Raw genomic sequence first — 25,905 nt, 5'->3', positions numbered from 1 at the left:
ATGGAAATGGAACATAGGCTGCGAGCCGAAGTCATCCAGCGCATTGAGCGGGATTACCAGCTCAAGCACATGCCCGGCACCAACTACATGCGCAAGGGTGTTTGCCCTGCGCCAAGTTGCGGCCAGAAGACCCTGTACACCTTCTACGACTCGCCCTGGACGCTGATCTGCGGACGGCCTGAAAAGTGCGACCATCGCGTTCACGTAAAGGACATCTACGACGATCTGTTCAACGACTGGAGCAAGACTGCTCCGTCGACACCGGACAACCCGCTCGCCACGGCGCGCGCCTACCTTGAGTTTGCGAGGGGCTTCAAATTTGAGCTGATCGCCGGTTGGTTCACCCAGGAAAACTACTGGGACAGCCGCCTCAACATCGGCAGTGCCACGGTGCGCTTCCCACTGGAGAAGGGCGGCTACTGGGAGCGCCTAATCGATCGGCCCGAGCGATTCGGAAAGATGAAGGCGCGCTTCCGCCCCACCGGCGAGGGCCAGCCAGGTTACAAAGGCGTCTGGTGGTGCCCACCAAGCCTGGATCTGCTAGAAGTCGACGAGCTCTGGGTTAACGAAGGGATCTTTGACGCCATTGCCCTGGGCCACAACGACATCTCGGCCGTTTCCATGATGTCCAGCGCCCCCTGCCCTATCGATTCCCTCAAAGCGTTGGTCAAACTGCGCCGCGACGCTGACAGACCCCTTCCGCGCCTAGTGTGGGCGCTCGATAACGAGCCAGTCGCCAAGGCCAACATGCGCCGCTGGGCGAAGGATGCACGCGACCTGGGCTTCACCTGCAAAGCAGCAGTGATCCCCCAACCCAATGGCAAAAAAGTCGATTGGAACGACCTGCACCTGCGCTGGAAATCTATCGAGGGTGAGGACGAACGAGCCGAACGTATCCAACAAGACCTGGAAGAGGCCCTTCACCAGGGCGACCTGCTGCTTGCCGATTCCGCTGAAGAAAAGGGCTTTCTCATCTACCTGCGCGACGAGCGCAAGGAATTCCACTTTTCGTTCCGCAAGCGCCTGTATTGGTTTCGGCTGGACCTTGAGCGGTATGACCGCGCCATGAGCGATCTGGAGAGTTCAGAGCGCCATGAAGACCAGTTGCTCAGTGATCAACAGCGTCGCTACAAGGCGCTGCGCCAGTCTGGCTCCGTGACCAGCATCGCCAACTGCAATTTCCAAGCGCTGTACTACATGCGCAACGACCTTACCGATGAGGCCTGGTACTACTTCCGCATCGAGCGCCCTCAAGGGGCAGTCATCAAAAGCACTTTCACGGCCAAGCAGCTCACCTCAGCGCCTGAGTTCGCCAATCGCCTGCTCAACGTCTCCAACGGTGCAATGTTCGAGGGCAGCGCCCAACAGCTGAAACGGATTCTCGCGCCCCAGCTCGATTGCCTGAAAACCGTGAACACCATCGAATGGATCGGCTACAGCCGCGAGCACGGAGCCTACGTCTTCAACGACCTCGCCTTCTTCGGCGGGAAGATCCAGATGCGCAACAAGGAAGACTTTTTCGACCTCGGAAAGTTGAGCATCAAGTCCCAGAGCCAGTCGCCGGTGCTGCACATCAATACCGACCTCAACACCTACAACGAAGGTTGGTTCGATATCTACTGGCGCTGCTTTGGCGTGCAGGGTCTGGTAGTGCTGGCCTGGTGGCTGGGAGCCTTGCACGCCGAGCAGATCCGCCAGATCCATAAATCACTGATGTTCTTGGAGCTGGTAGGGGAAGCCGGTTCGGGTAAAACCACCCTGGTGGAGCTGTTGTGGAAACTGGTCGGCCGTACCGACTACGAAGGTTTCGACCCATCCAAAGCGACCGCAGCAAGCCGTGCGCGCAACTTCTCGCAGGTCAGCAACTTACCGGTAGTGCTGATTGAGTCAGAGCGTGAGCAAAAGGAAGGCCAGCCAGTGAAGCACTTCGACTGGGACGAACTGAAAACCGCCTACAACGGCCGCAGCGTTCGCTCTACCGGCGTCAGAAACAACGGCAACGACACCCACGAACCGCCCTTCCGCGCCGCCCTGCTGATCGCGCAGAACAACCCGGTGAACGCTTCGGAGCCGATCCTGCAGCGACTCTGCCACGTCCACCTGACCCGGGAGCACCACACCCCGGAAACCAAGCAGTTCGCCGAGCAACTGGAGCGCATGCCGATGGAAAACATCAGCGGCTTCCTGATCAAGGCACTGCAACGCGAAGCCAACACCATGCGCCTGATGGAGGAAAACACCTCCGGCTACGAGCAAGAACTGCTGGCCCAGCCCGGCGTCCGTACCGTTCGTATCGCAAAGAACCATGCCCAACTGCGCAGCCTGGTGGATGCATTGGCAGACGTGGTGCCCCTCGGCGAACACCGGAAGGCCCTAGCACACGCCGAGGTCAACCGCATGGCCCTGGAGCGCCAGCAGGCCATCAACGCCGATCACCCGACCGTGCGCGAGTTTTGGGACCTGTACGACTTCCTCAACGGCATGGATGAGAAAGGCGCGCTCAACCATGCGCGCAAGGACGGGTTAATCGCCGTGAACCTCAATGAATTCGTCGAGATGGCTGCCAACAAGCGCCAGCAGGTGCCTGCGCTCAGCGATCTGAAGCGCCTGCTGAAAACGAGCAAGTCACCCAAGTTTCTGGAGTCGAACAAGGGCGTCAACTCAGCCCGGTTGCTGGACGCGTTCGACAAACCGAAAACCGTTCGCTGCTGGGTATTCCAGCCCTGAACCCCATCACCGAAACGCTGCAACGCTTCGGCACCCCAAAGGAGAAGCACCATGCAAGACGACAACGAACCGACCTTGAGTGACAACGCGATCACGTTGACCTGCAGCGCCGCGGCGTTGGCGGTCCTGATTGTCCTGGGCAACCTCGCACCGGACGTACTGCTGGCCATCGTCCGCTAACCCAACCGCCCAGGTGCTGCAACGCCTGGGCAACCCCAAAGGAGAAGCACCATGCATATCAAGGTCATCAAAGGCGCCAGGGCGACGGGAAAGACCCGCCAACTAAGGCAGATCGAGGAGCAGCGAAACGCGCAAGGAAAGCCCACCAGCATCATCCATGCGGATGCATACGCCCAGGCGGGCCTGCTTTCGATCATGGAAGTAAGGATTGAGCGCGGAGAACGCACATTGCTCGTGGATGACTGCACCCGCCAGCAAATCGACGAAGTATTGAAGTGGCAGACAGCTGACGACGAGAACGATGGATTGAAGGACCTAGAAATTTTCCTGGTTCGCATCGCCGGCTGAATTGTTCCGAAAGAGTGGTGCCGAGGGGCTGCAACCCCTCGACACCGACCACCCCAAAGGAGAAGCACCATGCAAGTGAATCAACCCCAAGGCGGCACCGCAGAGGCTACCACAACCCCACTCGCTGTCGGCGACAAGGTCAGCTACGTCGCAATCAGCGGCGGCGGCCGCAGCTACCGTTTCAGCGCGCGCAAAGGCGTTATCGTCGAGATCAACGGCAACGTCGCGACCTTGCGCGCAGCCAACGGCCGTCGCATTACCCACCCGCTCGACAAGCTGACACCAGACGGTCAACCGAACGCGCTCACCCGCATGTTGTGCGGAGAGCGCTGAACATGGCCGAACGCTCCCGCCCGGCGATGGCAAGCCATCGCCTGGACCTGCCGAGCCGCTGTGACATCTGCGGCAAAGCCAGATCCACCCGCACTCACCAACGCTGCAGCAAGGCCCGCCAACAGCGCAAAACAGCGGAGTGGGCAGCATTCATGGCCGAACAGGCCGCAGCCAAGCAGAACAAGCCTCGGCGTTTCGCGCGCTGAACTGAGAAACGGGCGTTCAACGGGGAGCTGCAACTCCCCATCGCCCCAAAGGAGAAGCACCATGCAAGCACATCATCCAAAGGGCGCAAGCGGCGATATCAGCCCGAAGGTACAGGACAAACTGCGCAAGTTACTGGCCCTGGCAGAGCGAGGCGAAGGAGGAGAAAAGATCAACGCCCGGCGCATGCTGGACAAAATGCTCTCGCGACATGGTCTGACCCTCGATGATCTAGTCGACGAGCACCGCGAAATTCGCTGGTTCCCCGCCACAAGCTTCGATCGTCGGCTGGCTCTACAGATACTGGCAAAGCTCCATAACACCTCCGACCCGGGCGTCTACAAGAGCAAACAACGACCAAGGCAGGTTGGCGTCAAGGTTACGCCTGCAGAAGCCATCGAGCTCGAGCTCCATTACGACACTCTGCGCAAGGCGCTCTCGGAGCACTTCAAAGATGCGTTTTCCGCGTTCGTACAGGCCAACAGACTGTTTCCCGCTGATTCATCTGCGGATAGCGAGGCGTCACTCAGCGAGCGCGACTTTCGAGTAATGAGCATGGCCTCCGCTATCCCTTTCACTCAGGTCAGGCCACGCCTTGCTCACACGCAGAGCAACACACAGAAGGAGGCCCAATGAACGTATTCCTCTTGCTGTACCTGTGTACCAGTACCACACACACAGACTGTCAAGTTATCCCGGTCCAGCACTGGGTGGGGCCTGATGCTTATCAGTGGTGCGTCAACGCAATACCAGGCCTCACCGCAGCCTTAACCGCCGCCAACCGCGAGCTACATCAGTTTGATTGCGAGATTCAGGCTGCATCCGCTCAACCTGAAGAGCAAACGGCCCAACCTGAGTTCATTCATCAATCGTTTCGGATGTGAAGCCGCCAGGGAGTTAGCCATGAACACTGTCTTTATCCTGATGGCCCAATACGACGGCCAGGCGATTATCTCGCTGGAACTGGTGTGCCGGGATTACTTCACGCACCTAACGCCGGAAATGTTCCAGCGCAAGGTGATGAGTGGTCAGATCAAGCTACCGATTACCCGCCTAGAACCGAGTCAGAAGTCGGCCAAGGGCATCCACCTCACCGACCTGGCCGCCTACCTAGATCTACAGCGCGCGGCCGCGGTTAAGGAGCACAACCAACTCAACGGGCTAAAACCCGCCTACTGAGCCACTTCATTGATGCGGCGCCCAGTTGGACGGGCGCCCTCAACATCTTCTCGTGCCATTCCCACCCTACGTAACGATCACCCTTCCCCCGCAGGTGGGTATAGCGCCTCATCGAGTTCCAATCCCTATGCCCTGAAACGCTCGCCACACGCGGGATATCCCAGTCCATTTCGAACAGACGGCTGATGCCTTCGTGGCGAAGGTCATGGAAGTGCAGATCTGCGATGTTCAAGAACTTGCAGGCTTTCGTCCATGAAGTGGAGATAGATTCAGGGCTGTAAGGAAATATGGCGTCGCCGACCTTTGGCATCGTCTGGAGAATCTGCCAAGCCTCGTCCGGCAGGTAACACCAGACATCGTTGCCGATCTTTTGCCCGGGGTTTTTCATGTCGCGCACCAGTACCCGCTGACCATGCTCGTCGACATCCGCCCAGCGAATACGGGTTATTTCATCCAGCCGGCGCGTAGAGAACAGGGCAAAGCCCACAACTTTCAGCATATTGATGACGGTCGGACGCCTAGCCTGCATCTCCTGATAGTGCGTCAGCACCCTTCCCAACTCATCCAACGTCGGCCGGCGGTCGCGCTCACGGCTTTTCAGGTTGTAGCCCAGCTTGCGCAGTACACGCCGGGCTCCGCCCATGGCGAGCGGGTCCACTTGGTAGCCCCACGCATCCTTGGCAATCGCTAGAACAGCACCGAGGTGCGCCAGGTCATTGCCGGCGGTTTGTGGCTGAACCCCGCCACCTTCCTTGCTCATCCGCCAAAGCGCGAAATCGACCAAGCACTGAGTATTGATGTCCGTGTCGATCAGGCCGCCGAGGTACGTCTCACCGATGGCATTGAGTGTGGCGCGTTTGGTCTTGCCCAACGGCCGGGCTTTCTCGACCTCTACCAGGTAGCGTTCGGTCATCTCTTTGAGCGTGGCGCCCTTGCGGCTTGCGCGCTCGATCGCGCCAGGTTCATCGAGCTCCGACTCGCGCTTACGCGCCCAGGCCTGGGCAGCCTGTTTTCGGGCGAAGGTCTGGCTCTCTTGGTAAACTTGCACTCCGTCGCGCTTGATGCGGATCTGAGCCGTGTAGCTCACACTCCCATCTGCCAGTTTTCTTGCCCTGATAGTCGCCATATGGAAAGTGGTACGCGTCAGTTTTTGGGTGGTACATCGTACCACCGAGCCTTTAAAAACGCCTGAAAACGCCCCAAAACACGCCTTAAACACGTAGAGCAAAATGGTCCAGAATTCAGCTACAGCCCCAGTAAACTCATGCCCTACGCTGTCTCGGCGGTTTAGCGTTGCACCTATGATGGATTGGACGGACCGCCACTGCCGCTTCTTCCTGCGCCTGCTGTCCAAGCAAACCCTGCTCTATACCGAAATGGTCACCACCGGCGCGCTGCTGAATGGCGATCACGAACGGTTTCTGCGATACCACCAATCCGAGCATCCGCTGGCGCTGCAACTGGGTGGCAGCACTCCTGCGGATCTGGCGGCCTGTGCACGGATGGCGCAGGAACATGGCTATGACGAGGTCAACCTCAATATTGGTTGCCCCAGTGACCGGGTGCAGAACAATATGATCGGCGCCTGTCTGATGGGGCATCCGGCACTGGTGGCCGACTGTGTGAAGGCGATGCGCGATGCGGTGTCGATTCCGGTGACGGTCAAGCATCGGATCGGCATCAACGGGCGGGACAGCTATGAACAATTGTGTGATTTCGTCGACCACGTCCATGAGGCGGGTTGCAACAGCTTTACCGTGCATGCGCGAATCGCGATTCTCGAAGGCTTGTCGCCCAAGGAAAACCGAGACATACCACCACTGCGCTACGACGTGGCGGCGCAATTGAAGGCAGACTTCCCACAACTGGAGATCATTCTCAACGGTGGGATCAAGACTCTCGAAGCGTGCCATGAGCACCTGCAGACCTTTGATGGAGTGATGCTGGGACGCGAGGCGTATCACAATCCCTATTTATTGGCCGAGGTGGACCAGCAGTTGTTCGGCAGCACCGCAACAGTCATTTCACGGGCCGAGGCGCTGGCGCAACTGCGCCCTTACATTGCCGAACATCTGGCCTCTGGTGGCGCCATGCACCACATCACCCGCCATGTATTGGGACTGGGAACAGGTTTCCCGGGAGCACGCAAGTTCCGCCAGTTGCTGTCGGTGGATATTCACAAGACCCAGGATCCGCTGGCCTTGCTGGATCAGGCCGGGCAATTGCTTGAAGGACGTTAATCGTCAACCGAGTTGAACCTGATCCAACTTTTGGCATCGTAGTGACCTGAATAGCGGCCCTGCATTCAAACGCCTGTTTTCAGGTCGTCTTCTTTGGGGCCGCTGTAAGCTTTCCGCGCCCTTGAGCGCCTGGCAGCGCTCGGGTAATGTCACCAGACCCATAGGACAGAGCACGCTCATGACTTCCAAGCTGGAACAACTGAAGAAAATCACCACCGTGGTTGCCGATACCGGGGACTTCGACGCCATCGCCCGAGTCAAACCGGTGGATGCCACCACCAATCCTTCGCTGTTGCTCAAGGCTGCGGCCATTGCGGGGTATGCCGATCTGCTGAACGCCTGTGTCAGCGACTGCAAAGGCGATACAGGCCTGGCCAGCGACCGCTTTGGGGTTGCTGTCGGCCAGGAGATTCTCAAGGTCATTCCCGGTCGTATTTCCACGGAGGTGGACGCCCGCCTGTCTTTCGACACTGAAGCCATGCTCAAGCGCGCCCATCGCCTGATCGAGCTCTATGAAAACGCCGGAGTGGGCCGTGATCGGGTGCTGATCAAGATCGCCTCCACGTGGGAAGGCATCCGCGCCGCCGAGCAATTGGAGCGCGAAGGCATTCAGACCAACCTTACGCTGCTGTTCTCCTTCGCCCAGGCCGCGGCCTGTGCCGACGCTGGGGTATTCCTGATTTCTCCTTTCGTTGGTCGGATCTACGACTGGTACAAGAAAGCCACCGGCAACGACTACATTGGCGCCGATGATCCAGGCGTACAATCGGTAACCCGTATCTACAACTACTACAAAGCCAACGGCTACAAGACCGTGGTCATGGGAGCAAGCTTCCGCAATCTGAACCAGATAGAGCAGTTGGCCGGTTGCGACCGCCTGACCATCAGCCCGGAACTGATCGAGAAGCTGGCTGCCGACAGCGGAAAACTGGAACGCAGGCTGGGCCCAGGCAAGCCTGGCGAAGCCCGCCAGACACTCAACGAAGCGCAGTTCCGCTGGGCCTCCAACGAGGACGCCATGGCCACTGAGAAACTGGCAGAAGGCATTCGTCAGTTCGCTCGTGACCAAGAGAAGCTTGAAGCACTATTAGCTGCCAGGTTCTGATTATTCAGCACTACGCAAAAAGGGCGAACCCTTGCAGGTTCGCCCTTTTTTGCGCTTAGCGCCCAATCGTTCAGTGACGCTCCAGCGCATTCACCAAATCATGGAAAGCTTCACGATTGGACTCATTGAGGCCCATGAGGATCTTGTGCGCCTCCAGAACCTTGACCCGCACCACTTCTTCCGACTGATCCTGGGGCGGTAAGTCGGTCAGGCATTCCGGGCATGGAATCGGGTGGTCGACGATGTTGAACACCTGATCGAACCCCATGGACTGTAGCAACCGGGTAATGTCTTCGTGGGTGGTGACGACAGTGGGCAGCAAACCGACTTTTTGCCGCGACAGGATCGACAACTTGGCCAACAGACCTAAGGTAGTACTGTCGATGCTGCGGGTTTCAGTCAAATCGATCACGATCGCCGAGAAATTCAGCGACGTGAAAATACGCTCAATAGTCGCATCCAGCGCCGAACACAGGGTCAGGCGCACTTCACCGACAAACTTCAGGACAAAGGTGCCGTCCTGCTCGGCGAACTGGATTCTACCGGTACTCATCAAAGGTTCCTGCTCAACACTAACAGGGCGATATCATCCGGCATCTCCCCTAGCGTGGCCAATCCGAAAACTTGCCGCAAGCCATCCAGGCTGCCGCCCGCCGCTCTTACCCGCTCTGGCAAGGCTGCTTCTTTCTCTTTGAGTGTAGGCTCGGGTAAAAGGTCCAAAATGCCATCGGACATCAGCGTCAGGCTGAACACCGGTGGCAACTCCAGAATGTGGTCTTCGTAGGTGGCCTCATTGAACAAGCCCACCGGCAAACCACGCCCCTCCAGATAACGAACACTGTCTGGCGTGTACAACACCGGCAAGGGCAAGTGCCCGCCAATGCTATAGGTCAACAAACCAGTCTCCTCGTCGATGACTCCACCGACCATCGTGACGTGTTTGCCCAGCTTACAGCTGATCAAACCACGGTTGATATGGCCCAACACCTGCGAAGGCTTGAATTCCGGCAAGGTACCATTGCGCTTGGATTCAAACAGCAAGCGCGTGGTCATGAACTTTAGCAATACGGTGACAAACGCCGAAGATGCGCCATGACCAGAAACATCTGCCAGATAGAAGGCAACCCGCCGTTCATCGACCCGGAAGTAATCAACAAAATCCCCCGACAGATACAGCGACGGGATGATCTGGTGAGCGAAGTTGAATTCAGCGATCGACCAGGGGCTGATCGGCAGCATGTTCATCTGCACCTGGCGACCGGCGTTCTGGTCTTCCTGGAGCAGGTTGAGGCTGGCCTCGAGCTCACGGTTAGCCGCTTCGAGCTTCTCCCGATAACGCTGGTTCTCCAGCAGCAGCCGCGCCCGATCCAAGGCCCGACGCACCGAGTGCTCAAGCACCGCCAAATCTTCCAGCGGCTTGATCAGGTAATCCGCTGCACCCAGGCGCAAGGCCTCGACCGCATCATTCATAACGCCGGCGCCCGAAACCACGATCACCGGCGTTTGCGGTGATCGTTCAGTCACTTGGCGGATAAGCTCGAGACCGCCCATCTGCGGCATGCGCAGATCGCAGATCACTAGATCGGGATTTTCACGCTCGAAAACCTGGAGACCCTGCTGGCCGTTAGCGGCCTGCAGTACGCTGAAGCCACTGTCTTCCAAATAGGCCGCGAGACTCGCGCGCACTACTTCGTCGTCATCGATTATCAGCAGCGTGGCACTGGTTTTTTGCATGTGGGCAAACGGCGCCAGAATTTAGGTTGGCGTAGGTGGCTTGGCTTCGGGCCTGACGCACGCTACTGGATTCGCTTTCTAGCCACTCCGACACGGGTACAAGGCCTGGAGCCCTGCACGTCCGACCATCAGAGGTGCCCTTCTAAGGCGCAGACGGTACTCCCATCCGCGGGGCGTTTCAAGCTCATGCCGATGGTCGCCTGACGTCTTTACATCACAAATCACCGAGAGTTATAAAAACCGATAGAACCGCAACTCAATCGCAGGATGGAACCCATGAATCAAAACCAGCGTGACTACAGTGAAAAGCGCGATTACATCCGTATGAGGGTGGATGCCGAGGTCACGCTTATCCACCAGGGACAGGTGATTGAGGCCGTCTGCATTGACCTTTCCAGCAGTGGTATGCAGGTTCAGGCCCCGCGAACGTTCCAAGTCGGGGACTGCCTGAACGTGCGCATCGACTCGGAACATGCAGCACTCAAGGGACTAGAAGCAGAAACAGAAGTGGTCTGGGTCAATTCGCTGGAAGGTGGCGGCCAGAAACTTGGGCTTACAATCCTTAAAATGAAGTAAATCCAGACCCCATGAAAAAGGCGGCCCAACGGCCGCCTTTTCAGTTGCATCGCCACGATTAAAAATCGTCTTCGACCTGGCCGTCCTTGACCTTGAATTCGCGATTCTGCAGATAGGCATTGCGAATGAAGGTGTACTTGTCACCACGAATCAGTTTGTCCGCCGACAGCAAGCTGGCGCGGGTATCAATGATATCCACGCCAATGGTGCTATTACGCGCGGGAACGTCATTCATGTAACGGTAAGGATCGGTGTAGCTGTCGACGTACTTCGCCGGTGCGTCACGCAGGGTGCTTGGGCCCAGCAATGGCAGCATCACATAAGGACCGCTGCCCACCCCCCAATAGCCGAGGGTCTGACCGAAGTCTTCGTCGTTGCGCTGCAGGCCCATTTTAGTACCGACATCAAAAAAGCCGGCCAGCCCCAGTGTGGTGTTCATCAACAGCCGCGCAGTGTCGATACCAGCAGCCCGAGGCTTGGCCTGGAGAATGTCGTTGGCCAGGTTGCCGACGTCACCAATGTTGCGGAACATGTTGTGGATGCCGTTTTCCAAAAACTGCGGCGTGACAGCCTGATAGCCTTGAGCCAACGGCTTCAGAGCATAGGTATCCAGCGTGTCGTTGAAGGTGAAGATCGGACGGTTGATGCTTTCCCACGGATCATCTTCGGCCGCCTGGACAGCAAAGGAAGCCAGCGTGACACCGGCACTCATACATAGCGGAACTAGATAACGACTCCAGCGCATAGCAGGACACTCCTTGAATTGTTCGCTCGTGGGGCTATGCCCTGAGGGTGAAGGGCTGGAGTATAAATCGTATAAGGCCGTTTAGGCAGCATCACTGCAAGCCGCCTTCAGGCACGCGCCCCGTCAATCTGCTTGGCATTCATCCCCCTGTCACCTGCATGTCATGTCCTGCGGCTAGCCTCCCAAGGTATTTCAAGGACGCTGATATGCCCCACGTCGACCCCTCAATCCAAGCCTCTCGCCCATTGACCGCGGTGCTCTTTGGGCTCAGTGGTTGCCTGGTGGATTTCGGCGCACGCGTGCGCCTGCAACCCGCCTCTTACCTAAACGCCGAGCAGGCCCAAGCAACGCCCGGCGCACTGGATACCTTGCGTCGCCTGCACCAGCAGGGCATTCCCTGCGCCTGGCTGGAGCAACTGCCCCAAACCCGCAGTCATCAACTGGCTGCCGCCCTGCCGGAATGGCTCAAGCCAGCGCCGAGCACCGCCAGTCCCTGGCCCGCTCCCGACGCCTGCTGGCGGGCACTGATGGACCTGGAAGTAAAAAGCATCGACGGTTGCGTACTGGTCAGCGGCGAACCTGCGTTGCTGCAGTCGGGACTCAACGCTGGCCTGTGGACCATCGGCCTGGCTTCCTGCGGCTCCCTGTGCGGGATGACGCCCAGCGAATGGCAGAAACTGAGCCTGCAGGAACGTGAAATCAAACGCGGCAAGGCCACGATGCAACTCTTCGGCCTGGGTGTACACTCGGTCATCGATCACCTTGGGGAGCTCAACACCTGCCTAGCGGACATCGAGCTGCGCCGACTCAAGGGCGAAAAACCCTGACATAAGCCCGTTGATCAGGATCATGCACAGCGCCTAGGAGTGGATTACTCTAAGCCGTGGGCATGGACCTTTGCCTCAACCGCGCGGTCCATCCCTGTGCCTATCAATAGAGGGAGAACGCCATGCCTGCCCGCGAACTGCAAGAACAACTCGACACCCTGCGCGAGCAGTTGGAGCACAACCCACCACTCTCCGAAGCTGAGCGCGCCAATCTGCAAGAGCTGATGCAACAGATTGAGCTGCAAATCAAACTGGAGACCAGCACCCAAGACACCAGCCTGGTAGACGGGGTCAATCTGGCGGTGGAGCGCTTCGAACTGGAACACCCGGCCATTGCCGGAACCCTGCGCAATATTGTCCAGACCCTGGGCAACATCGGCATCTGATGCATACCCGCCCCTCCAAAAAAAGCCCCGCACTGTGTACGGGGCTTTGGCTTACTGGCGTACCAGTCGGTGGTTACTGAAATCCGCCGTTTCGGTACTGCGGTAAGGATTGATATCCAGCCCACCACGGCGTACGTAGCGCGCAAAAACAGTGAGCTTTTCCGGCTTGAGCAGGCGCTGCAGGTCAAGGAAGATCCGCTCCACGCATTGCTCATGAAAATCCGAGTGCTGACGAAAGCTCACCAGGTAAGCCAGCAGACTGGCGTGATCCAGGGCCGCACCGCGGTACTCAACCACCACGCTGCCCCAATCCGGCTGGCTGGTCACCGGACAATTGGACTTGAGCAGATGACTATGCACGCTTTCCTCTACCACTCGCGACGCATCGCAACGCAACAATTCCGGCCGCGGATGCTCGTAGCTGTCGACGCTGATATCCAACTCGTCGATGCAACGCCCCGGCAGCGCCACCACGCCTTCCGCCTCGACGTCCGCGAGACTGCGGATACGCACGCCCACGGGCTTGCCCGCTGCCGCTGACAGATCCTTGCGCAGCGTTGCCTCAAGCGTTTCACGATCTGCGAACGGCGTCTGATTCAACGAGTTGAGGTATAGCTTGAAGGATTTGGACTCAATGATATTCGGCGAATCCGCGGCAATGCTGAACTCGCCAATGGCCACCACCGGCTTGCCCGATGGCAACAGCCAGGACAGCTCGAAGCAGTTCCAGAAATCCACACCTTTATAAGGTAAGGTTTCGGCGCTCAAACCCAGTTCGGCCCATTTCGCCGCCCGGGGAATCGGGAACAACAAAGACGGGGTGTAAGTGGAAACGTATTCACTGGACTTGCCCAGCGGCGAATGTTCGGCTGCGGGATGCATGGCGGAAACCTGACTGAATAATCGGCCGATTCTATCAGCCTTTACTTGCACCTTTGAGTCCCGACGGCCTACGGACTGACCATCAGCTTGCCAACCATCCCGGCCTGATAATGCCCGGGCACGTTACAGGCGAACTCCAGGCTGCCACTTTTGCTGAAAGTCCAGGTCAGCTCCGCCTGTTTACCCGGCTCCACCAGCACACTGTTAGGGTCGTCATGCCGCATGCCATGATCCTTACCCGCCATCGCCCCGTGCCCCATGCTCCCGTGATCCATCGCCGCCATTGCTGTGGGCGCAAGCATCCCGCCTTGTTGCATTTTGAGCATTTCCTGCTGATGTTGGACATGCATCGCCGCAGTTCCCAGATTGAACTCATGCAGCAGTTGTCCTTTGTTGATCAGTACGAAACGCACGGTCTCGCCAGCCTTGATCGCTAAAGACGTGGTGGTGAATGACATGTCCTTCATCACCACTTCGATGCTGCGGGTGGCCTTGGCCGCCGGGGCCGGCTGGCCAAAGTCGTAGGTCGTAGCCGGCGAAGCCCAAAGCGGCGCACTCAACAACATCACACAGCCACCGAGCAACGACCGGCCTCGCACCAACAGGATTTGCATATTCATCATCAGACTCCAGGAAGATCAAGATTCAGCCTGTGGCACACTCTAGAGCCTCGGCGCTGCCAGCCAACTGACAGGCAGATTACAACTTTGTCAGCTTGCCCCCTCCAGGGTCCGTGCAAGGTATAAAGCCCGGGTTCCACCTGACACGAGTCCCGCCATGAAACTGCTGATCGTCGAAGACCAACCAAAAACCGGTCAATACTTGCGCCAGGGCCTGAGCGAGGCCGGCTTCAATACCGAGTGGGTGGCGGACGGTAGCACCGGCCAGCACCTGGCGCTGACTGGCAACTTCGCGCTGTTGATTCTCGATGTGATGCTGCCGGACCGCGACGGCTGGCAAATCCTACAAGCGGTGCGCAGCGCGGGCTTGGACACCCCCGTGCTATTTCTCACCGCCCGGGACGCCGTGGAAGACCGAGTGCATGGCCTGGAACTGGGTGCCGACGATTACCTGATCAAGCCCTTCGCCTTTTCCGAACTGCTGGCCCGGGTCCGCAGCCTGCTGCGCCGGGGCAATGCCAGCGCCCAGGACACCAGCCTACAACTGGCGGACCTGCGCCTGGACCTGATTCGACGCCGAGTGGAACGCAACAACCAGCGCATTGACCTGACGGCCAAGGAGTTCGCCCTGCTGGAAATGCTCCTGCGCCGCCAGGGAGAAGTCCTGCCCAAATCCCTGATCGCTTCCCAGGTTTGGGACATGAATTTCGACAGCGACACCAACGTCATCGAAGTGGCGATCCGCCGTCTGCGGCTGAAGATAGATGACGATTACCCCAACAAACTGATCCACACCGTACGCGGCATGGGGTACGTACTTGAAGAGCGCCCAACTTGATGCGCCGCTTGTCGCTGAGCGGCCGCCTGGCGCTGCTGTTCGCCGCCTGCACGGCCGCAGTCTCGCTGTTGGCTGGGGTATTGTTCAACCAGGCCAGCGAAAGCCACTTCATCGAACTGGATCAGCAACGGCTCGACGGCCAGCTGACCACCCTGCGCAGTGCCCTGCGGGACATAACAGCGCCCAAAGACCTCACGCGACACCAGGCGAGATTGCAGGAGGAGTTGAGTCACCAGCAGGACCTGGCGCTGCGGATCAGCGGTAGCGACGGCCAACCCTGGTTCGAAAGCGCCCCCACCCTGCCCGCTGCATCGCCCGGCACCAGTGGCCTGCGCAGCCTAAGCCAGGCGGGCACCGCCTATCGGGTCTACACAGCGCCTTTGACTCCCGGACAGAGCCATTCGCCGCAATTGACCCTGATACTCGACATCACCCATCACCAGCATTTTCTACAACGCATGCAGCGCCTGATCTGGCTCACCATGGGCCTGTCGGCCCTGGCCACCGCCCTGCTCGGCGCCTGGGCCGCCCGCAGCGGGTTGCACCCTTTGCGGCGCATGAGCGCGGTGGCCGCCAGCGTCTGCGCGACCTCGCTGACCCAACGCTTACCAGCTCAACAGATGCCTGCGGAACTGGCGGAGCTGGCCAACAGCTTCAACGCCATGCTGGGCCGCCTTGAAGAGTCATTCCAGCGCCTGTCGGCCTTTTCTGCCGACATTGCCCATGAGTTGCGCACACCACTGTCCAATCTACTGACCCACACCCAAGTCACCCTGACCCGGCCCAGGCCACTTGAGGATTACCGCGAAGCCCTGCACAGCAACCTCGAAGAACTGCAGTGGATGGCGCAACTGGTCAACGACATGCTGTACCTGGCCAAGGCCGACCACGGCCTACTGACGCCCAGGCGCGAGGCGTTGGAACTGGCCCAAGAGGCTGACATGCTGCTGGAGTTTTACCGCCCGCTGGCGGAAGACGCGCGCGTCAGCCTGAGCCGGAAAGGCCACGCGGGTTTTGCTGGCGATCGCAGCATGCTGCGCAGGGCACTGTCCAACCTGCTGGACAATGCCCTGCGCTTCACCCCTGCTGGTGGATCGATCAAGGTGCAAATCAGTGAGCGTCCTCAGGCCTTGAGCCTGAGCATCGAAAACACTGGTGCAGGCATCGCCGAACACGTGCTACCGCGCCTGTTCGACCGTTTCTACCGAGCGGACCTGGCACGACGCGAAGGCAGCAATGAACATGCAGGATTAGGGCTGGCAATCACCCAGTCGATCATTCGCGCCCATGGCGGGCAGATCCACTGCGAATCGGGTACCGGCTGGACGCGCTTTGTGATCGAGTTACCGAGGAAGGATTGAGCACCTCTGGCTGGCGAACCAGCGAAGAGGTCTCGGGGCATTACGAATAGCGCAGCGCGTGCGCCGGCTCGACCTTGGACGCGCGCCAGGCCGGATACACGGTCGCCAGGAAGCTCAGGATAAAGCCGGCACTGCAGATCAGCGCGACATCCCCAACCTGCAATTCAGAAGGCAGGTTACTGACGAAATACACGTCGGAGCTGAAGATATGCTGCCCACTGACCCGCTCCAGCCAGCCCACCAGCTCACTCACATTCAGCGCTGCAATCACCCCTAGCACACCTCCGATCAAGGTGCCGACAATCCCGATCACCGTACCCTGAACCATGAAGATCGCCATGATCTGCCGAGGGGTGGCACCGATGGTGCGCAGAATCGCGATGTCCGCACCCTTGTCATTCACCACCATGATCAGGGTAGCGATGATGTTGAACGCCGCGACCGCCACGATCATCAACAACAACAGGCCGATCATGGTTTTTTCCATCTTCATCGCACTAAACAGACTGCCCTGGGTGTGGGTCCAGTCATCGGCTTTGAACTCCGCGCCCAAGCCCTTGGCGATCTCCGCCGAAACCTGAGGCGCGGCATACAGATCCTTGACCGCCAGGCGCACACTCTGTACCTGGTTCGGCTGCCAGTGCTGCATCTCGGCGGCATCGGCCACATGGATCAGGCCCATGGAGCTGTCCAGTTCGGCACCGACCTTGAACACCCCGACCACGTTCAGGCGCTGCATGCGCGGGGTAATCCCCCCTGGCGCGGAACTCACCTCAGGCACGATGAGGGTCAGCTTGTCACCAACGTTCAGGCGAAAGCGCCGAGCGGTGATCTCGCCGATCACCACACCGAACTCACCGGGCTTCAAGTCCTGCAAACGGCCCTGGACAATATGCTGAGCCACGATCGAGACCTTGCCTTCCTGGGCAGGGTCGATACCGCTGATCTGAATCGGCTGCATCGCCCCCTTGTAGGAGAGCATGCCTTCCATCTCGGTAAAAGGTACCGCCGCGGTGACTTCCGGGTTCTTCAACGCTGCGGCCGCCACCGGCTGCCAGTCATCGATGGGCTTGACCCCTACGATGGTGGCGTGAGGCACCATGCCGAGGATCCGCGAGCTCATTTCCCGCTGGAATCCATTCATCACCGACAACACCACGATCATCGCCAGCACGCCCAGGGCGAGGCCGATCATCGAGGTCATGGAAATGAACGAGACAAAACGATTGCGCCGCTTGGCGCGGGTGTAGCGCGTGCCGATAAAGATCGATAAGGGTCTGAACATGGGCAAGGCACCCTGGAAAAATTAATGACCCGGCGTCGGCGGGCAAGCCGCCAATGCCGCGTGCGGCCGCATCAGATGGCGACCAGGCGACCTTCTTGCAGGTGCAGTACGCGATCCATCTGCCGAGCCAGGTTCATGTCGTGGGTCACCACCAGGAAGGCCGTGCGCATCGACGTGCTGAGCTCCAGCATCAAGTCCTGAATGCCCTGCGCGGTGTGCGAATCAAGGTTGCCGGTGGGCTCGTCGAGCATCACCAGCCCTGGATTGTTCACCAGGGCCCGGGCAATGGCCACTCGCTGGCGCTCGCCGCCGGACAGTTCGGCCGGCTTGTGCTCCAGACGATGGCCAAGGCCGACCCGCTCCAGCAGCGCGGTAGCACGCTGACGGGCTTCCGGGATCGGTGTGCGACCAATCAGCAGCGGCATGCAGACGTTCTCCAGTGCGGTGAACTCCGGCAGCAGGTGGTGGAACTGGTAGACGAAGCCCAGCGCGCGGTTACGCAACTGGCCACGGGCCTTTTCACCCAGCGCAGACAGCTCTTCACCGGCCAGCCACACGCTGCCCTTGGACGGGGTGTCCAGGCCACCCAGCAGATTGAGCAAGGTACTTTTGCCGGAACCTGAGGTCCCCACGATCGCCACCCGCTCACCCGGATGCAATTCCAGTTGCAAACCGGACAACACAACCACCGACTCCGGGCCCTCGTCATAGGACTTGCCCAGGTCGCGGCAGCTCAGGATTGCTTTTTCGCTCATGCCCAACTCACTCATAACGTAGCGCCTCCGCAGGCTGGGTGCGCGCCGCACGCCAGGCTGGATACAGGGTGGCGAGGAAACTCAGGATCAACGCAGCGCCGCAGACCATCAACACGTCCTCGGCCATCAACTGCGAGGGCAGGTAGTCGATGAAGTACACGTCGGCGTTCAAGAATTTATGCCCGATCAAGCCTTCGAGGGCGGCGATCGCAGCGCTGACATTCAGTGCGGCGAGCATCCCCAGCACAGCCCCGATCAGGGTGCCGACCACACCAATGACAGTGCCCTGGACCATGAAGATCGCCATGATGGTGCCCGGCGTGGCCCCCAGGGTGCGCAGAATGGCGATGTCGCCCTTCTTGTCATTCACCACCATCACCAGGGTCGAGATGATATTGAATGCGGCAACCGCGACGATCAGCAGCAATAACAGACCGATCATGGCTTTTTCCATACGGATGGCCTGGTACAAGTTACCGTGGGTACGCGTCCAGTCACGGGCGTAATAGTGGTTTTCACCCAGTTGCTGGGCGATTTCCCAGGCGGTGCGCGGTGCTTGGAACAGGTCATTGAACTTCAGCCGCAGTCCCTGGACCTGATCGGGTTTCCAGCGATGCAGGCGCGCCAGGTCTTCAAGGTTGGTCAGCCCCAGGTAGCCGTCGATCTCACCTGCGCCGACATGGAAGATACCCACTACGGTAAAACGCTTCATCCGCGGAAACATGCCCGCTGGAGTCACCGTGACTTCCGGGGCAACGAAGGTCAGCTTGTCGCCCAAGCCGACTCCGAGCTTGGTCGCGGCCTTGTCACCGATAACGATGCCGAAGCTACCAGGCGCCAGGGCATCCAACTGCCCCTCCTTAATGAAGTGGTCGATGATCGACACTTGCCGCTCTTGGCTCGGGTCAATGGCGTTGAGCAACACTTTTTGCACCTGGCCTTTGCTGGTCAGCAAGCCCTGCATCTGAGTGAATGGCGCTACCGCTAGCACTTCGGGGTTCTGCTTGACCTTATCGGCCAGGCTTTTCCAATCACTGATCGGTTCGCCGGATTCGATGGTGGCGTGGGGCACCATGCCCAGCACACGGGTGCGCATTTCATGATCGAAGCCATTCATCACCGACAGCACCACAATCATCACGATCACGCCGAGGGCGAGTCCGATCATCGAGGTCAGGGAAATGAATGACACAAAATGATTGCGACGCTTTGCACGGGTATAACGCGTGCCGATAAAAGCAAACAGAGGTCTGAACATGTCGGGGCTTGTGCAGAGGAAAAGAAGACGTCCTTGTGGCGGGGCCTGGTAAGCAGCTTTACACTCAGACCACTGCCTCTACCATGGGTTCGCCATGTCGACATTAGATGAAGAAGATCGCCGCGAATACTACCGTATCGAGGACACGATCGCACTGGAAATTAGCCCCTTGTCCGCCCATGACGCGGCGAGCAAGGAAGTGTTGCAGGATGAGTCTCCGCTGTTCAATCTGCTCAGCGAACTGCACCTGAGCGAGTTCGAATCCCAGCACCTGCTGCGCCAGGTCAGCGAGCGCGACCGCACCCTGGCCAGCTACCTCAAGGCCATGAACAAGCGCATCGACCTGCTCAGCCAAGTGGTGGCGCAAACCGTATTCGGCAAGTTCGGCGAACCGCAGCGAGTCATCCTTTCCGAGGGCGGCATCGAGTTCAGCCATCACCAGAACTACCCCAAAGGTAGCCACCTGGCGGTGAAACTGCTGCTGATGCCCCAAGCCCTGGGCCTGCTGCTGCGCGCCAAAGTCGTCCATTGCGAGGCCCGGAGCCTGGGCACCTTTGAAATCGGTACCGAGTTCGAAGCATTGACCGATGCCCAACGCCAGCTGCTGGCGCGCTATATCCTGCAAAAGCAGGCCCAGCAACGCCGCCTGGCCCGGGAGCAGAGCGACCCGGCCACCGACTGAGCAGCCCCCTCGACCCCACTCTCAAGGACCAACATCCGTGAAGGAGCAATTGTGACCCTGATCTATGGCCATCGCGGCGCCAAAGGCGAAGCACCGGAAAACACACTGACCAGCTTTCAGGAATGTCTCAAGCACGGTGTACGCCGTTGCGAGCTCGACCTGCACCTGTCCATGGACGGCGAGTTGATGGTCATTCACGACCCGACCCTCAAGCGCACCACCGACCGACGCGGCAAGGTGGTGGAGCACTCCGCCGCTGAACTGGTGACCTACGACGCACGCAAAGGCGGCCCGGGATGGATCAAGCCCTGCCCTATTCCGCGCCTGGAAGAGCTGTTCGAGAAGTGCGACTTCGAACACTGGCAACTGGAAGTCAAAAGCGCCTCACGTACCCGCGCCGCCACCACGGTCCTGGCAATCCGGGAAATGGCCCAGCGCTTTGGCCTGCTGGACAAGGTCACGGTGACCTCAAGCTCGCGGGAAGTGCTCAAAGCGGCAATCGAGCTGACCCCGGACCTGTCACGCGGACTGGTAGCCGAATACGCCTGGCTCGACCCATTGAAGGTCGCCCAGAACTATGGCTGCGAGATTCTTGCGCTGAACTGGACCCTGTGCACCCCGGAGCGTCTGCAACGGGCACAACGTCAGGGCTTGCACGTGTCGGTGTGGACAGTCAACGAGCCCGCGCTGATGCGCAGACTCGCCGACTTCGGCGTAGATAGCCTGATTACAGACTTTCCCGGTTTGGCCAGCGCCACTCTCGAGAATTACTGAAATCGGTCTCCCCGGCCGGCTCAGGCCACCGGCCGGAGCCGCTCAAAAAAGCCGGTTGAGCCCGTCGTATGCCGCTACCCGATAGGCTTCGGCCATGGTCGGGTAGTTGAAGGTGGTGTTGACGAAGTACTTCAACGTGTTGTTCTCACCCGGCTGACTCATGATCGCCTGACCGATGTGAACAATCTCAGACGCCTGGTAGCCGAAGCAATGCACGCCGAGGACTTCCAGGGTTTCCCGGTGAAACAGAATCTTCAGCATGCCTTGCGGCTCGCCAGCGATCTGCGCGCGGGCCATACCCTTGAAAAACGCCTTGCCCACTTCGTAAGGCACCTTGGCCTGAGTCAGTTCCTGCTCGTTCTTGCCGATCGAACTGATCTCGGGAATGGTGTAGATCCCGGTCGGCACGTCGTTGACGAAACGCCAGCTACCGTTGTCGACGATGCTGCCGGCAGCGGAACGACCTTGGTCGTGGGCGGCACTGGCCAGGCTCGGCCAGCCGATCACGTCACCGGCCCCATAGATGTTCGGCACGCAGGTGCGATAGTTCTCGTCCACTTCGATCTGGCCGCGGCTGTTGACCTTGACCCCGATATTCTCCATGCCCAGCTTGTCGGTATTACCGGTCCGGCCGTTGCACCAGAGCAAGGCGTCGGCCTTGATCTTCTTGCCGGATTTCAGATGCAGGATCACCCCGTTGTCGACCCCCTCAACGCGGTCGTATTCCTCGTTGTGGCGCACGGTGATGTTGTTGTTGCTGAAGTGGTAGCTCAAGGCCTGGGAAATCTCCGAGTCCAGGAAGCTGAGTAACTGGCCGCGGTTGTCCACCAGTTCCACCAGCACCCCAAGACCACTGAAGATCGAGGCGTACTCGCAGCCGATGACCCCGGCGCCGTAAACGATGAGTTTGCGCGGGGTGTGACCGAGACTGAGGATGGTGTCGCTATCGTAGATACGCGGGTGGCTGAAATCGATGTCCGCCGGGCGATAAGGACGCGAGCCGGTGGCAATGATGATGTGCTTGGCTACCAGCTTTTCCACCACGCCATTGGCACACACCACTTCAACAGTCTGCTCGTCGGCGAAGCTGCCGGTGCCGAAGAACACGTCGACTCGGTTGCGGGCGTAGTAACCAGTACGCGAAGCCACCTGCTTGGAGATGACCTTCTCAGCACTCTTGAGCACGTCCGGGAAAGAGAACCAGCGCGGCTCGCCAATGGCCCGGAACATCGGGTTGGTGTTGAACTGCATGATCTGCCGGACCGAGTGACGCAGGGCCTTGGATGGGATGGTACCCAGATGGGTGCAGTTACCGCCGACCTGACGACGGCTATCGACCATCGCCACTTTGCGTCCTGCTTTCGCGGCGTTCATCGCCGCACCTTCTCCAGCGGGGCCTGAGCCCAGCACCACTACGTCGTAGTTGTAGACAGCCATGCGTACTCCTCAGAACAGGCCGAGATGCCCTTCTGGCACCTCCGGCTAAATCATGCCGCGGCCAGCGGCATGAAGGATCAATTTGGCTCGGTTACGAACCCGGGCACAGTCTATAGAAGCGTCAACGCCGCGCACATTAACCCTTGGTCGCGTCGTAGGCTACTTTTGCCTGCACTACAGCGCTGACAACAAGGCGCAAGGTTACTGCTTTTGCCCATCGAACAGTCGATCGAACTCCGAACTGCTGAAGGTGACGAGGCCTGTATCGGCACGAATCACAAAAAATGCGGCAATACCGTGTTTTTCTGCGTACTCGCGCCCCCGCTCAGGACCGAGAATCAGCAACAGCGTTGATAAACCATCGGCCATCTGCGCCAAAGAATGAACCACCGTCACCGAAGCCAGCCCATGAGCGACGGGTTTGCCGGCCCGGGCATCGAAGGTGTGGGAATAGCGCTGGCCGTCCTGCTCGAAATAATTGCGGTAGTCGCCAGACGTGGACACCCCATAACCATCCAGCGCGATCAATCGCTGCATCAATTGCTGGTCGTCCCGGGGCGCCTCAAGGGCGATGCGCCAAGGCGAACCGTCAGCCTTGCGTCCAACCGCCTTGAGCTCACCGGTCACCTCGACCAGAAAGCTCTCGATCCCCAATCTCCCGAGCCGGGCCGCAATGGCATCCACTGCGTACCCCGCCGCCATGCTGTTGAAGTCCACCTCGACTGCCGCGTTCTTGCACAACTGCGTACCCTGGATACGCAAATGCTCATACCCCACCCGCTTGCGCGCCTGCGCCAATGCAGACGCACTCGGAACAGCCTCGACCCGCCCCTGAGGGCCAAACCCCCAGAGATTGAGCAGCGGCTCCACCGTCAAATCAAAGGCTCCGTTACTGTCCCGCGAAAACTGTTCAGCGACGCGCACCAACTGCAGCACCGACTCAGGCATCGACTGGCAACTGTTGGCGGGCAACTCATTAAAGCGCTCGATATCCGAGTCACTGCGGTAGGTCGACATTTGCCGATCAACCTCAGCCAGAACACCCTCGACCTCGGCCTTGACCTGAGCCGCTACCGGCCCCTTGGCAGAGCGCAGGTACTGCACCGAATAAGTACTGCCCATGGTCGGCCCGGAAACACTTTCCTGGCGATCCGCGCCACACCCAGCCAACAACGACAGCACCACCCACAAAGCACCCCAGGACCAGCGCTCGCTACCTGACAAGGTTTTCTCTCCAGACTCACCGCACAGCGGAATCGCCTCACAGTGCAAAGCGCCATTATGCGGCAAGCGAACCTGAACCGCGGCCCCTTACTCATCAGCCAGGGCTCGCGCCAAAATCCGCGCCACCGGATAAGCACGGCCATTGCCTGACGCGAAGCGCACAGAGCGCCACAAACAGGCTCACTACGCAGCGCCCTGCATCGCCGTAATTGCCAGGGCCTTCTTTGCACCGACAGCACATTCGCCTCGTTGATACCTCCGGTAACCTCCACCAACTGCGCGCTGCACCAGGGGCTGGCGGCACCCAAAACCAAGCTTCGCCGGCCTGCCGCCAACGTCCCAGCGCAAAAACCGGTTGGCCAAAGCACCAACAAAAACGCCCCGACGAGTCGGGGCGTTTTCATTTCAGCTATCGCTTAGCGTGGGAACGCTGGCGGGTTGACCCCGGCCATGTCTTCCATCACGCGCACGACCTGGCAGCTGTAACCGAACTCGTTGTCGTACCAGACGTACAGAACAACGCGGTTGTCCTGAACGATGGTCGCTTCAGCGTCGACCACACCGGCGTGACGCGAACCCACGAAGTCGGTGGACACCACTTCCTGCGAGTTGACGTAGTCGATCTGCTTGTGCAGGTCGGAGTGCAGCGCCATGTAGCGCAGATACTGGTTCATCTCTTCACGGGTGGCGGCTTTCTCGAGGTTCAGGTTGAGAATGGCCATCGACACGTTTGGCGTTGGAACGCGGATCGCGTTACCGGTCAGCTTGCCGGCCAGCTCAGGCAGGGCCTTGGCAGCCGCAGTGGCAGCACCGGTTTCAGTGATCACCATGTTCAGCGCGGCGCTACGGCCACGACGATCACCCTTGTGGAAGTTGTCGATCAGGTTCTGGTCGTTGGTGTACGAGTGAACGGTTTCGACGTGACCGTTGATGATGCCGAACTTGTCATTCACCGCCTTGAGCACCGGCACGATGGCGTTGGTGGTGCAGGAAGCGGCGGACACGATCTTGTCTTCAGCGGTAATTTCGTTGTGGTTGATACCGTGAACGATGTTCTTCAGCTTGCCTTTGCCAGGCGCGGTCAGAACCACGCGGTCGATACCCGGGCAGGCCAGGTGCTGGCCCAGGCCGTCGGCGTCACGCCATACGCCGGTGTTGTCCACCAGCAGCGCGTTTTGGATCCCGTACTGGGTGTAGTCCACCTCGGTCGGGTTCTTCGCGTAGATCACCTGAATCAGGTTGCCGTTGGCGGTGATGGTGTTGTTTTCTTCGTCGATGGTGATGGTGCCATTGAACGAACCGTGTACCGAGTCGCGACGCAGCAGGCTGGCGCGCTTGGTCAGGTCGTTTTCAGCGCCTTTGCGCACCACGATGGCGCGCAGGCGCAGGCCGTCGCCGCCACCGGTCTTCTCGATCAGGATGCGTGCCAGCAAACGGCCGATCCGACCGAAGCCGTACAGGACAACGTCAGTGCCTTTGCGGGCCGAAGCGTTTTGCTGGCCAACCACATCAGCCATTTCTTCACGCACGAACTGCTCGGCGCTGCGGCCATTGCCTTCGTTGCGGAATTTGAACGCCAACTTGCCCAAGTCTACCGAAGCCGCGCCGAGCTTGAGCTCGCTCATGGCCTTGAGCAGTGGGAATGTTTCGTGGACGGAGAGTTCGCTGTCGTCGGAGGAGCGATGGCGAGCAAAGCGATGAGCCTTGAGAATCGCGATGACAGACTGGTTGATCAGGCTGCGGCCATAGATCGAGCTCACCACATTGTTATTGCGGTAGAGCTGACCGATAAGCGGAATCATCGCTTCTGCGAGTGCTTCACGGTCGATCCATTCACCAAGACACTGGTCGGGCTTCTGAGTCACGGGAACCTTCCACATGTAGGGGCAGAAAAAAGGGGCTACATTATGCCGCCCTGTTCTTGTCGTAGCAATGCGCGCCTGTCGTGCGGAACGTAACAAAAAGCCCTTGCAAAAAAACACACTGTGCTGGAGACCAGTAAAACCGCGGCTTCCAGCAGCGTCAATTTTTTGGACAGCTCACCAGCCTGTCTGTAACCCTCCGTAACACCAGCCGGATACAGCACTACATTTTCGCCAAAAAAGCACATTTTGTTGTCATAGCCACTACATTTGCCCAAACCGGCGTAATAGACGCATCAGCCACTGACAGTCGCTACCCGGGGCCGTTACAATCACCGACTTT

At 59.2% G+C, this 25,905-nt stretch carries 29 protein-coding genes; 17 read left to right on the top strand and 12 right to left on the bottom strand.

The features are described 5' to 3' along the window. The first annotated feature begins 6 nt into the window (after positions 1 to 6). The 8 genes from PLD_RS25165 to PLD_RS25135 all read left to right on the top strand — a co-directional run bounded on the left by PLD_RS25165 (position 7) and on the right by PLD_RS25135 (position 4,971). Positions 7 to 2,727 (top strand): toprim domain-containing protein, encoded by a 2,721-nt coding sequence (locus tag PLD_RS25165; protein WP_178116210.1) that lies wholly within the window; start codon positions 7 to 9, stop codon positions 2,725 to 2,727. 51 nt (positions 2,728 to 2,778) lie between these two features. Next, positions 2,779 to 2,907, top strand: a complete 129-nt coding sequence (locus PLD_RS30805) for a hypothetical protein (RefSeq protein WP_256674751.1) — start codon at positions 2,779 to 2,781, stop codon at positions 2,905 to 2,907. A 51-nt stretch (positions 2,908 to 2,958) separates the two neighbouring features. Beyond that, entirely contained in the window at positions 2,959 to 3,255 is a 297-nt protein-coding gene (locus PLD_RS25160) for a hypothetical protein (protein WP_159897417.1), read from the top strand. Positions 3,256 to 3,324: 69 nt separating this feature from the next. Further along, a complete protein-coding gene (locus PLD_RS25155) occupies positions 3,325 to 3,588 on the top strand; it encodes a hypothetical protein (protein WP_159897416.1) in 264 nt (87 codons plus the stop codon). Positions 3,589 to 3,590: 2 nt separating this feature from the next. Then, the gene (locus tag PLD_RS25150) at positions 3,591 to 3,794 is read left to right on the top strand and encodes a hypothetical protein (protein WP_053149906.1); all 204 of its coding nucleotides are present in this window, start codon (positions 3,591 to 3,593) and stop codon (positions 3,792 to 3,794) included. Positions 3,795 to 3,855: 61 nt separating this feature from the next. Continuing rightward, positions 3,856 to 4,428, top strand: coding sequence for a DUF2786 domain-containing protein (locus PLD_RS25145; RefSeq protein ID WP_159897415.1), 573 nt, complete (start codon positions 3,856 to 3,858; stop codon positions 4,426 to 4,428). Beyond that, positions 4,425 to 4,676 carry a hypothetical protein gene (locus tag PLD_RS25140; RefSeq protein ID WP_159897414.1) on the top strand — a complete coding sequence of 84 codons (252 nt, stop codon included), beginning with the start codon at positions 4,425 to 4,427 and terminating at the stop codon, positions 4,674 to 4,676. The genes PLD_RS25145 and PLD_RS25140 overlap by 4 nt, the downstream gene beginning before the upstream one ends. Before the next feature lie 19 nt (positions 4,677 to 4,695). After that, entirely contained in the window at positions 4,696 to 4,971 is a 276-nt protein-coding gene (locus tag PLD_RS25135) for a pyocin activator PrtN family protein (protein ID WP_123473737.1), read from the top strand. On the opposite strand, the gene PLD_RS25130 is transcribed toward PLD_RS25135, so the two are convergent. After that, entirely contained in the window at positions 4,946 to 6,097 is a 1,152-nt protein-coding gene (locus PLD_RS25130; RefSeq protein ID WP_159898200.1) for a site-specific integrase, read from the bottom strand. The genes PLD_RS25135 and PLD_RS25130 overlap by 26 nt on opposite strands. Positions 6,098 to 6,200: 103 nt before the next feature. Here PLD_RS25130 and dusA point away from each other — a divergent pair, with 103 nt between their 5' ends. Together dusA and tal are read left to right on the top strand one after the other, a co-directional pair. After that, a complete protein-coding gene (gene dusA / locus PLD_RS25125) occupies positions 6,201 to 7,211 on the top strand; it encodes a tRNA dihydrouridine(20/20a) synthase DusA (protein WP_159897413.1) in 1,011 nt (336 codons plus the stop codon). A gap of 178 nt (positions 7,212 to 7,389) precedes the next feature. Beyond that, the gene (tal, locus tag PLD_RS25120) at positions 7,390 to 8,316 is read left to right on the top strand and encodes a transaldolase (protein WP_159897412.1); all 927 of its coding nucleotides are present in this window, start codon (positions 7,390 to 7,392) and stop codon (positions 8,314 to 8,316) included. Between the two features lie 70 nt (positions 8,317 to 8,386). Here the strand turns inward: tal and rssC are convergent, their stop codons facing one another. Next, positions 8,387 to 8,869 carry an anti-sigma factor antagonist RssC gene (gene rssC, locus PLD_RS25115; RefSeq protein ID WP_159897411.1) on the bottom strand — a complete coding sequence of 161 codons (483 nt, stop codon included), beginning with the start codon at positions 8,867 to 8,869 and terminating at the stop codon, positions 8,387 to 8,389. After that, a complete protein-coding gene (gene rssB, locus PLD_RS25110; RefSeq protein WP_159897410.1) occupies positions 8,869 to 10,050 on the bottom strand; it encodes a two-component system response regulator RssB in 1,182 nt (393 codons plus the stop codon). The genes rssC and rssB overlap by 1 nt, the downstream gene beginning before the upstream one ends. 276 nt (positions 10,051 to 10,326) lie before the next feature. On the opposite strand from rssB, the gene PLD_RS25105 reads away from it, so the two are divergent. After that, positions 10,327 to 10,626: a PilZ domain-containing protein gene (locus PLD_RS25105; RefSeq protein ID WP_159897409.1), complete on the top strand. Its 300-nt coding sequence runs from the start codon at positions 10,327 to 10,329 to the stop codon at positions 10,624 to 10,626. 58 nt (positions 10,627 to 10,684) lie between these two features. Here the strand turns inward: PLD_RS25105 and PLD_RS25100 are convergent, their stop codons facing one another. Beyond that, a complete protein-coding gene (locus PLD_RS25100) occupies positions 10,685 to 11,338 on the bottom strand; it encodes a VacJ family lipoprotein (protein ID WP_371929082.1) in 654 nt (217 codons plus the stop codon). A 239-nt stretch (positions 11,339 to 11,577) separates the two neighbouring features. Here PLD_RS25100 and PLD_RS25095 point away from each other — a divergent pair, with 239 nt between their 5' ends. Further along, positions 11,578 to 12,198, top strand: a complete 621-nt coding sequence (locus tag PLD_RS25095; protein ID WP_159897407.1) for an HAD family phosphatase — start codon at positions 11,578 to 11,580, stop codon at positions 12,196 to 12,198. Positions 12,199 to 12,320: 122 nt separating this feature from the next. Next, on the top strand, positions 12,321 to 12,584 hold the full coding sequence (locus tag PLD_RS25090; protein WP_159897406.1) for a DUF4404 family protein: 264 nt from the start codon (positions 12,321 to 12,323) through the stop codon (positions 12,582 to 12,584). A gap of 51 nt (positions 12,585 to 12,635) precedes the next feature. On the opposite strand, the gene queF is transcribed toward PLD_RS25090, so the two are convergent. Beyond that, positions 12,636 to 13,466: an NADPH-dependent 7-cyano-7-deazaguanine reductase QueF gene (gene queF, locus PLD_RS25085; RefSeq protein ID WP_159897405.1), complete on the bottom strand. Its 831-nt coding sequence runs from the start codon at positions 13,464 to 13,466 to the stop codon at positions 12,636 to 12,638. 68 nt (positions 13,467 to 13,534) lie between these two features. Further along, positions 13,535 to 14,086 (bottom strand): plastocyanin/azurin family copper-binding protein, encoded by a 552-nt coding sequence (locus PLD_RS25080; protein ID WP_159897404.1) that lies wholly within the window; start codon positions 14,084 to 14,086, stop codon positions 13,535 to 13,537. 157 nt (positions 14,087 to 14,243) lie between these two features. Between PLD_RS25080 and PLD_RS25075 the strand changes: the two genes are divergently transcribed. Both PLD_RS25075 and PLD_RS25070 read left to right on the top strand, forming a co-directional pair. Beyond that, on the top strand, positions 14,244 to 14,924 hold the full coding sequence (locus tag PLD_RS25075) for a heavy metal response regulator transcription factor (RefSeq protein ID WP_159897403.1): 681 nt from the start codon (positions 14,244 to 14,246) through the stop codon (positions 14,922 to 14,924). After that, a complete protein-coding gene (locus PLD_RS25070; RefSeq protein ID WP_159897402.1) occupies positions 14,924 to 16,285 on the top strand; it encodes a heavy metal sensor histidine kinase in 1,362 nt (453 codons plus the stop codon). The genes PLD_RS25075 and PLD_RS25070 overlap by 1 nt, the downstream gene beginning before the upstream one ends. Positions 16,286 to 16,325: 40 nt before the next feature. Here PLD_RS25070 and PLD_RS25065 read toward each other — a convergent pair whose 3' ends face one another. The 3 genes from PLD_RS25065 to PLD_RS25055 all read right to left on the bottom strand — a co-directional run bounded on the left by PLD_RS25065 (position 16,326) and on the right by PLD_RS25055 (position 19,583). Beyond that, positions 16,326 to 17,570, bottom strand: a complete 1,245-nt coding sequence (locus PLD_RS25065) for a lipoprotein-releasing ABC transporter permease subunit (protein ID WP_159897401.1) — start codon at positions 17,568 to 17,570, stop codon at positions 16,326 to 16,328. 71 nt (positions 17,571 to 17,641) lie between these two features. Continuing rightward, positions 17,642 to 18,325 carry a lipoprotein-releasing ABC transporter ATP-binding protein LolD gene (lolD, locus tag PLD_RS25060; RefSeq protein ID WP_178116209.1) on the bottom strand — a complete coding sequence of 228 codons (684 nt, stop codon included), beginning with the start codon at positions 18,323 to 18,325 and terminating at the stop codon, positions 17,642 to 17,644. 7 nt (positions 18,326 to 18,332) lie between these two features. Continuing rightward, positions 18,333 to 19,583: a lipoprotein-releasing ABC transporter permease subunit gene (locus tag PLD_RS25055; RefSeq protein ID WP_159897399.1), complete on the bottom strand. Its 1,251-nt coding sequence runs from the start codon at positions 19,581 to 19,583 to the stop codon at positions 18,333 to 18,335. A 94-nt stretch (positions 19,584 to 19,677) separates the two neighbouring features. Between PLD_RS25055 and PLD_RS25050 the strand changes: the two genes are divergently transcribed. Further along, a complete protein-coding gene (locus PLD_RS25050; RefSeq protein ID WP_159897398.1) occupies positions 19,678 to 20,265 on the top strand; it encodes a PilZ domain-containing protein in 588 nt (195 codons plus the stop codon). A gap of 51 nt (positions 20,266 to 20,316) precedes the next feature. Continuing rightward, entirely contained in the window at positions 20,317 to 21,039 is a 723-nt protein-coding gene (locus PLD_RS25045; RefSeq protein WP_159897397.1) for a glycerophosphodiester phosphodiesterase, read from the top strand. A gap of 42 nt (positions 21,040 to 21,081) precedes the next feature. Here PLD_RS25045 and sthA read toward each other — a convergent pair whose 3' ends face one another. From sthA to PLD_RS25030, 3 genes are all read right to left on the bottom strand, one after another. Further along, on the bottom strand, positions 21,082 to 22,476 hold the full coding sequence (gene sthA / locus PLD_RS25040) for a Si-specific NAD(P)(+) transhydrogenase (protein WP_159897396.1): 1,395 nt from the start codon (positions 22,474 to 22,476) through the stop codon (positions 21,082 to 21,084). Positions 22,477 to 22,677: 201 nt separating this feature from the next. Then, positions 22,678 to 23,598 carry an FAD:protein FMN transferase gene (locus PLD_RS25035; protein WP_159898199.1) on the bottom strand — a complete coding sequence of 307 codons (921 nt, stop codon included), beginning with the start codon at positions 23,596 to 23,598 and terminating at the stop codon, positions 22,678 to 22,680. A 518-nt stretch (positions 23,599 to 24,116) separates the two neighbouring features. Continuing rightward, entirely contained in the window at positions 24,117 to 25,580 is a 1,464-nt protein-coding gene (locus PLD_RS25030; RefSeq protein WP_159897395.1) for a glyceraldehyde-3-phosphate dehydrogenase, read from the bottom strand. Positions 25,581 to 25,905: the final 325 nt, after the last annotated feature.

This window comes from Pseudomonas sp. LD120 (genome assembly GCF_009861525.1).
Lineage (GTDB): Bacteria > Pseudomonadota > Gammaproteobacteria > Pseudomonadales > Pseudomonadaceae > Aquipseudomonas.
Note: the sequence above shows the minus strand (reverse complement) of the source record. Positions and strands in the feature narration are given on the sequence as shown.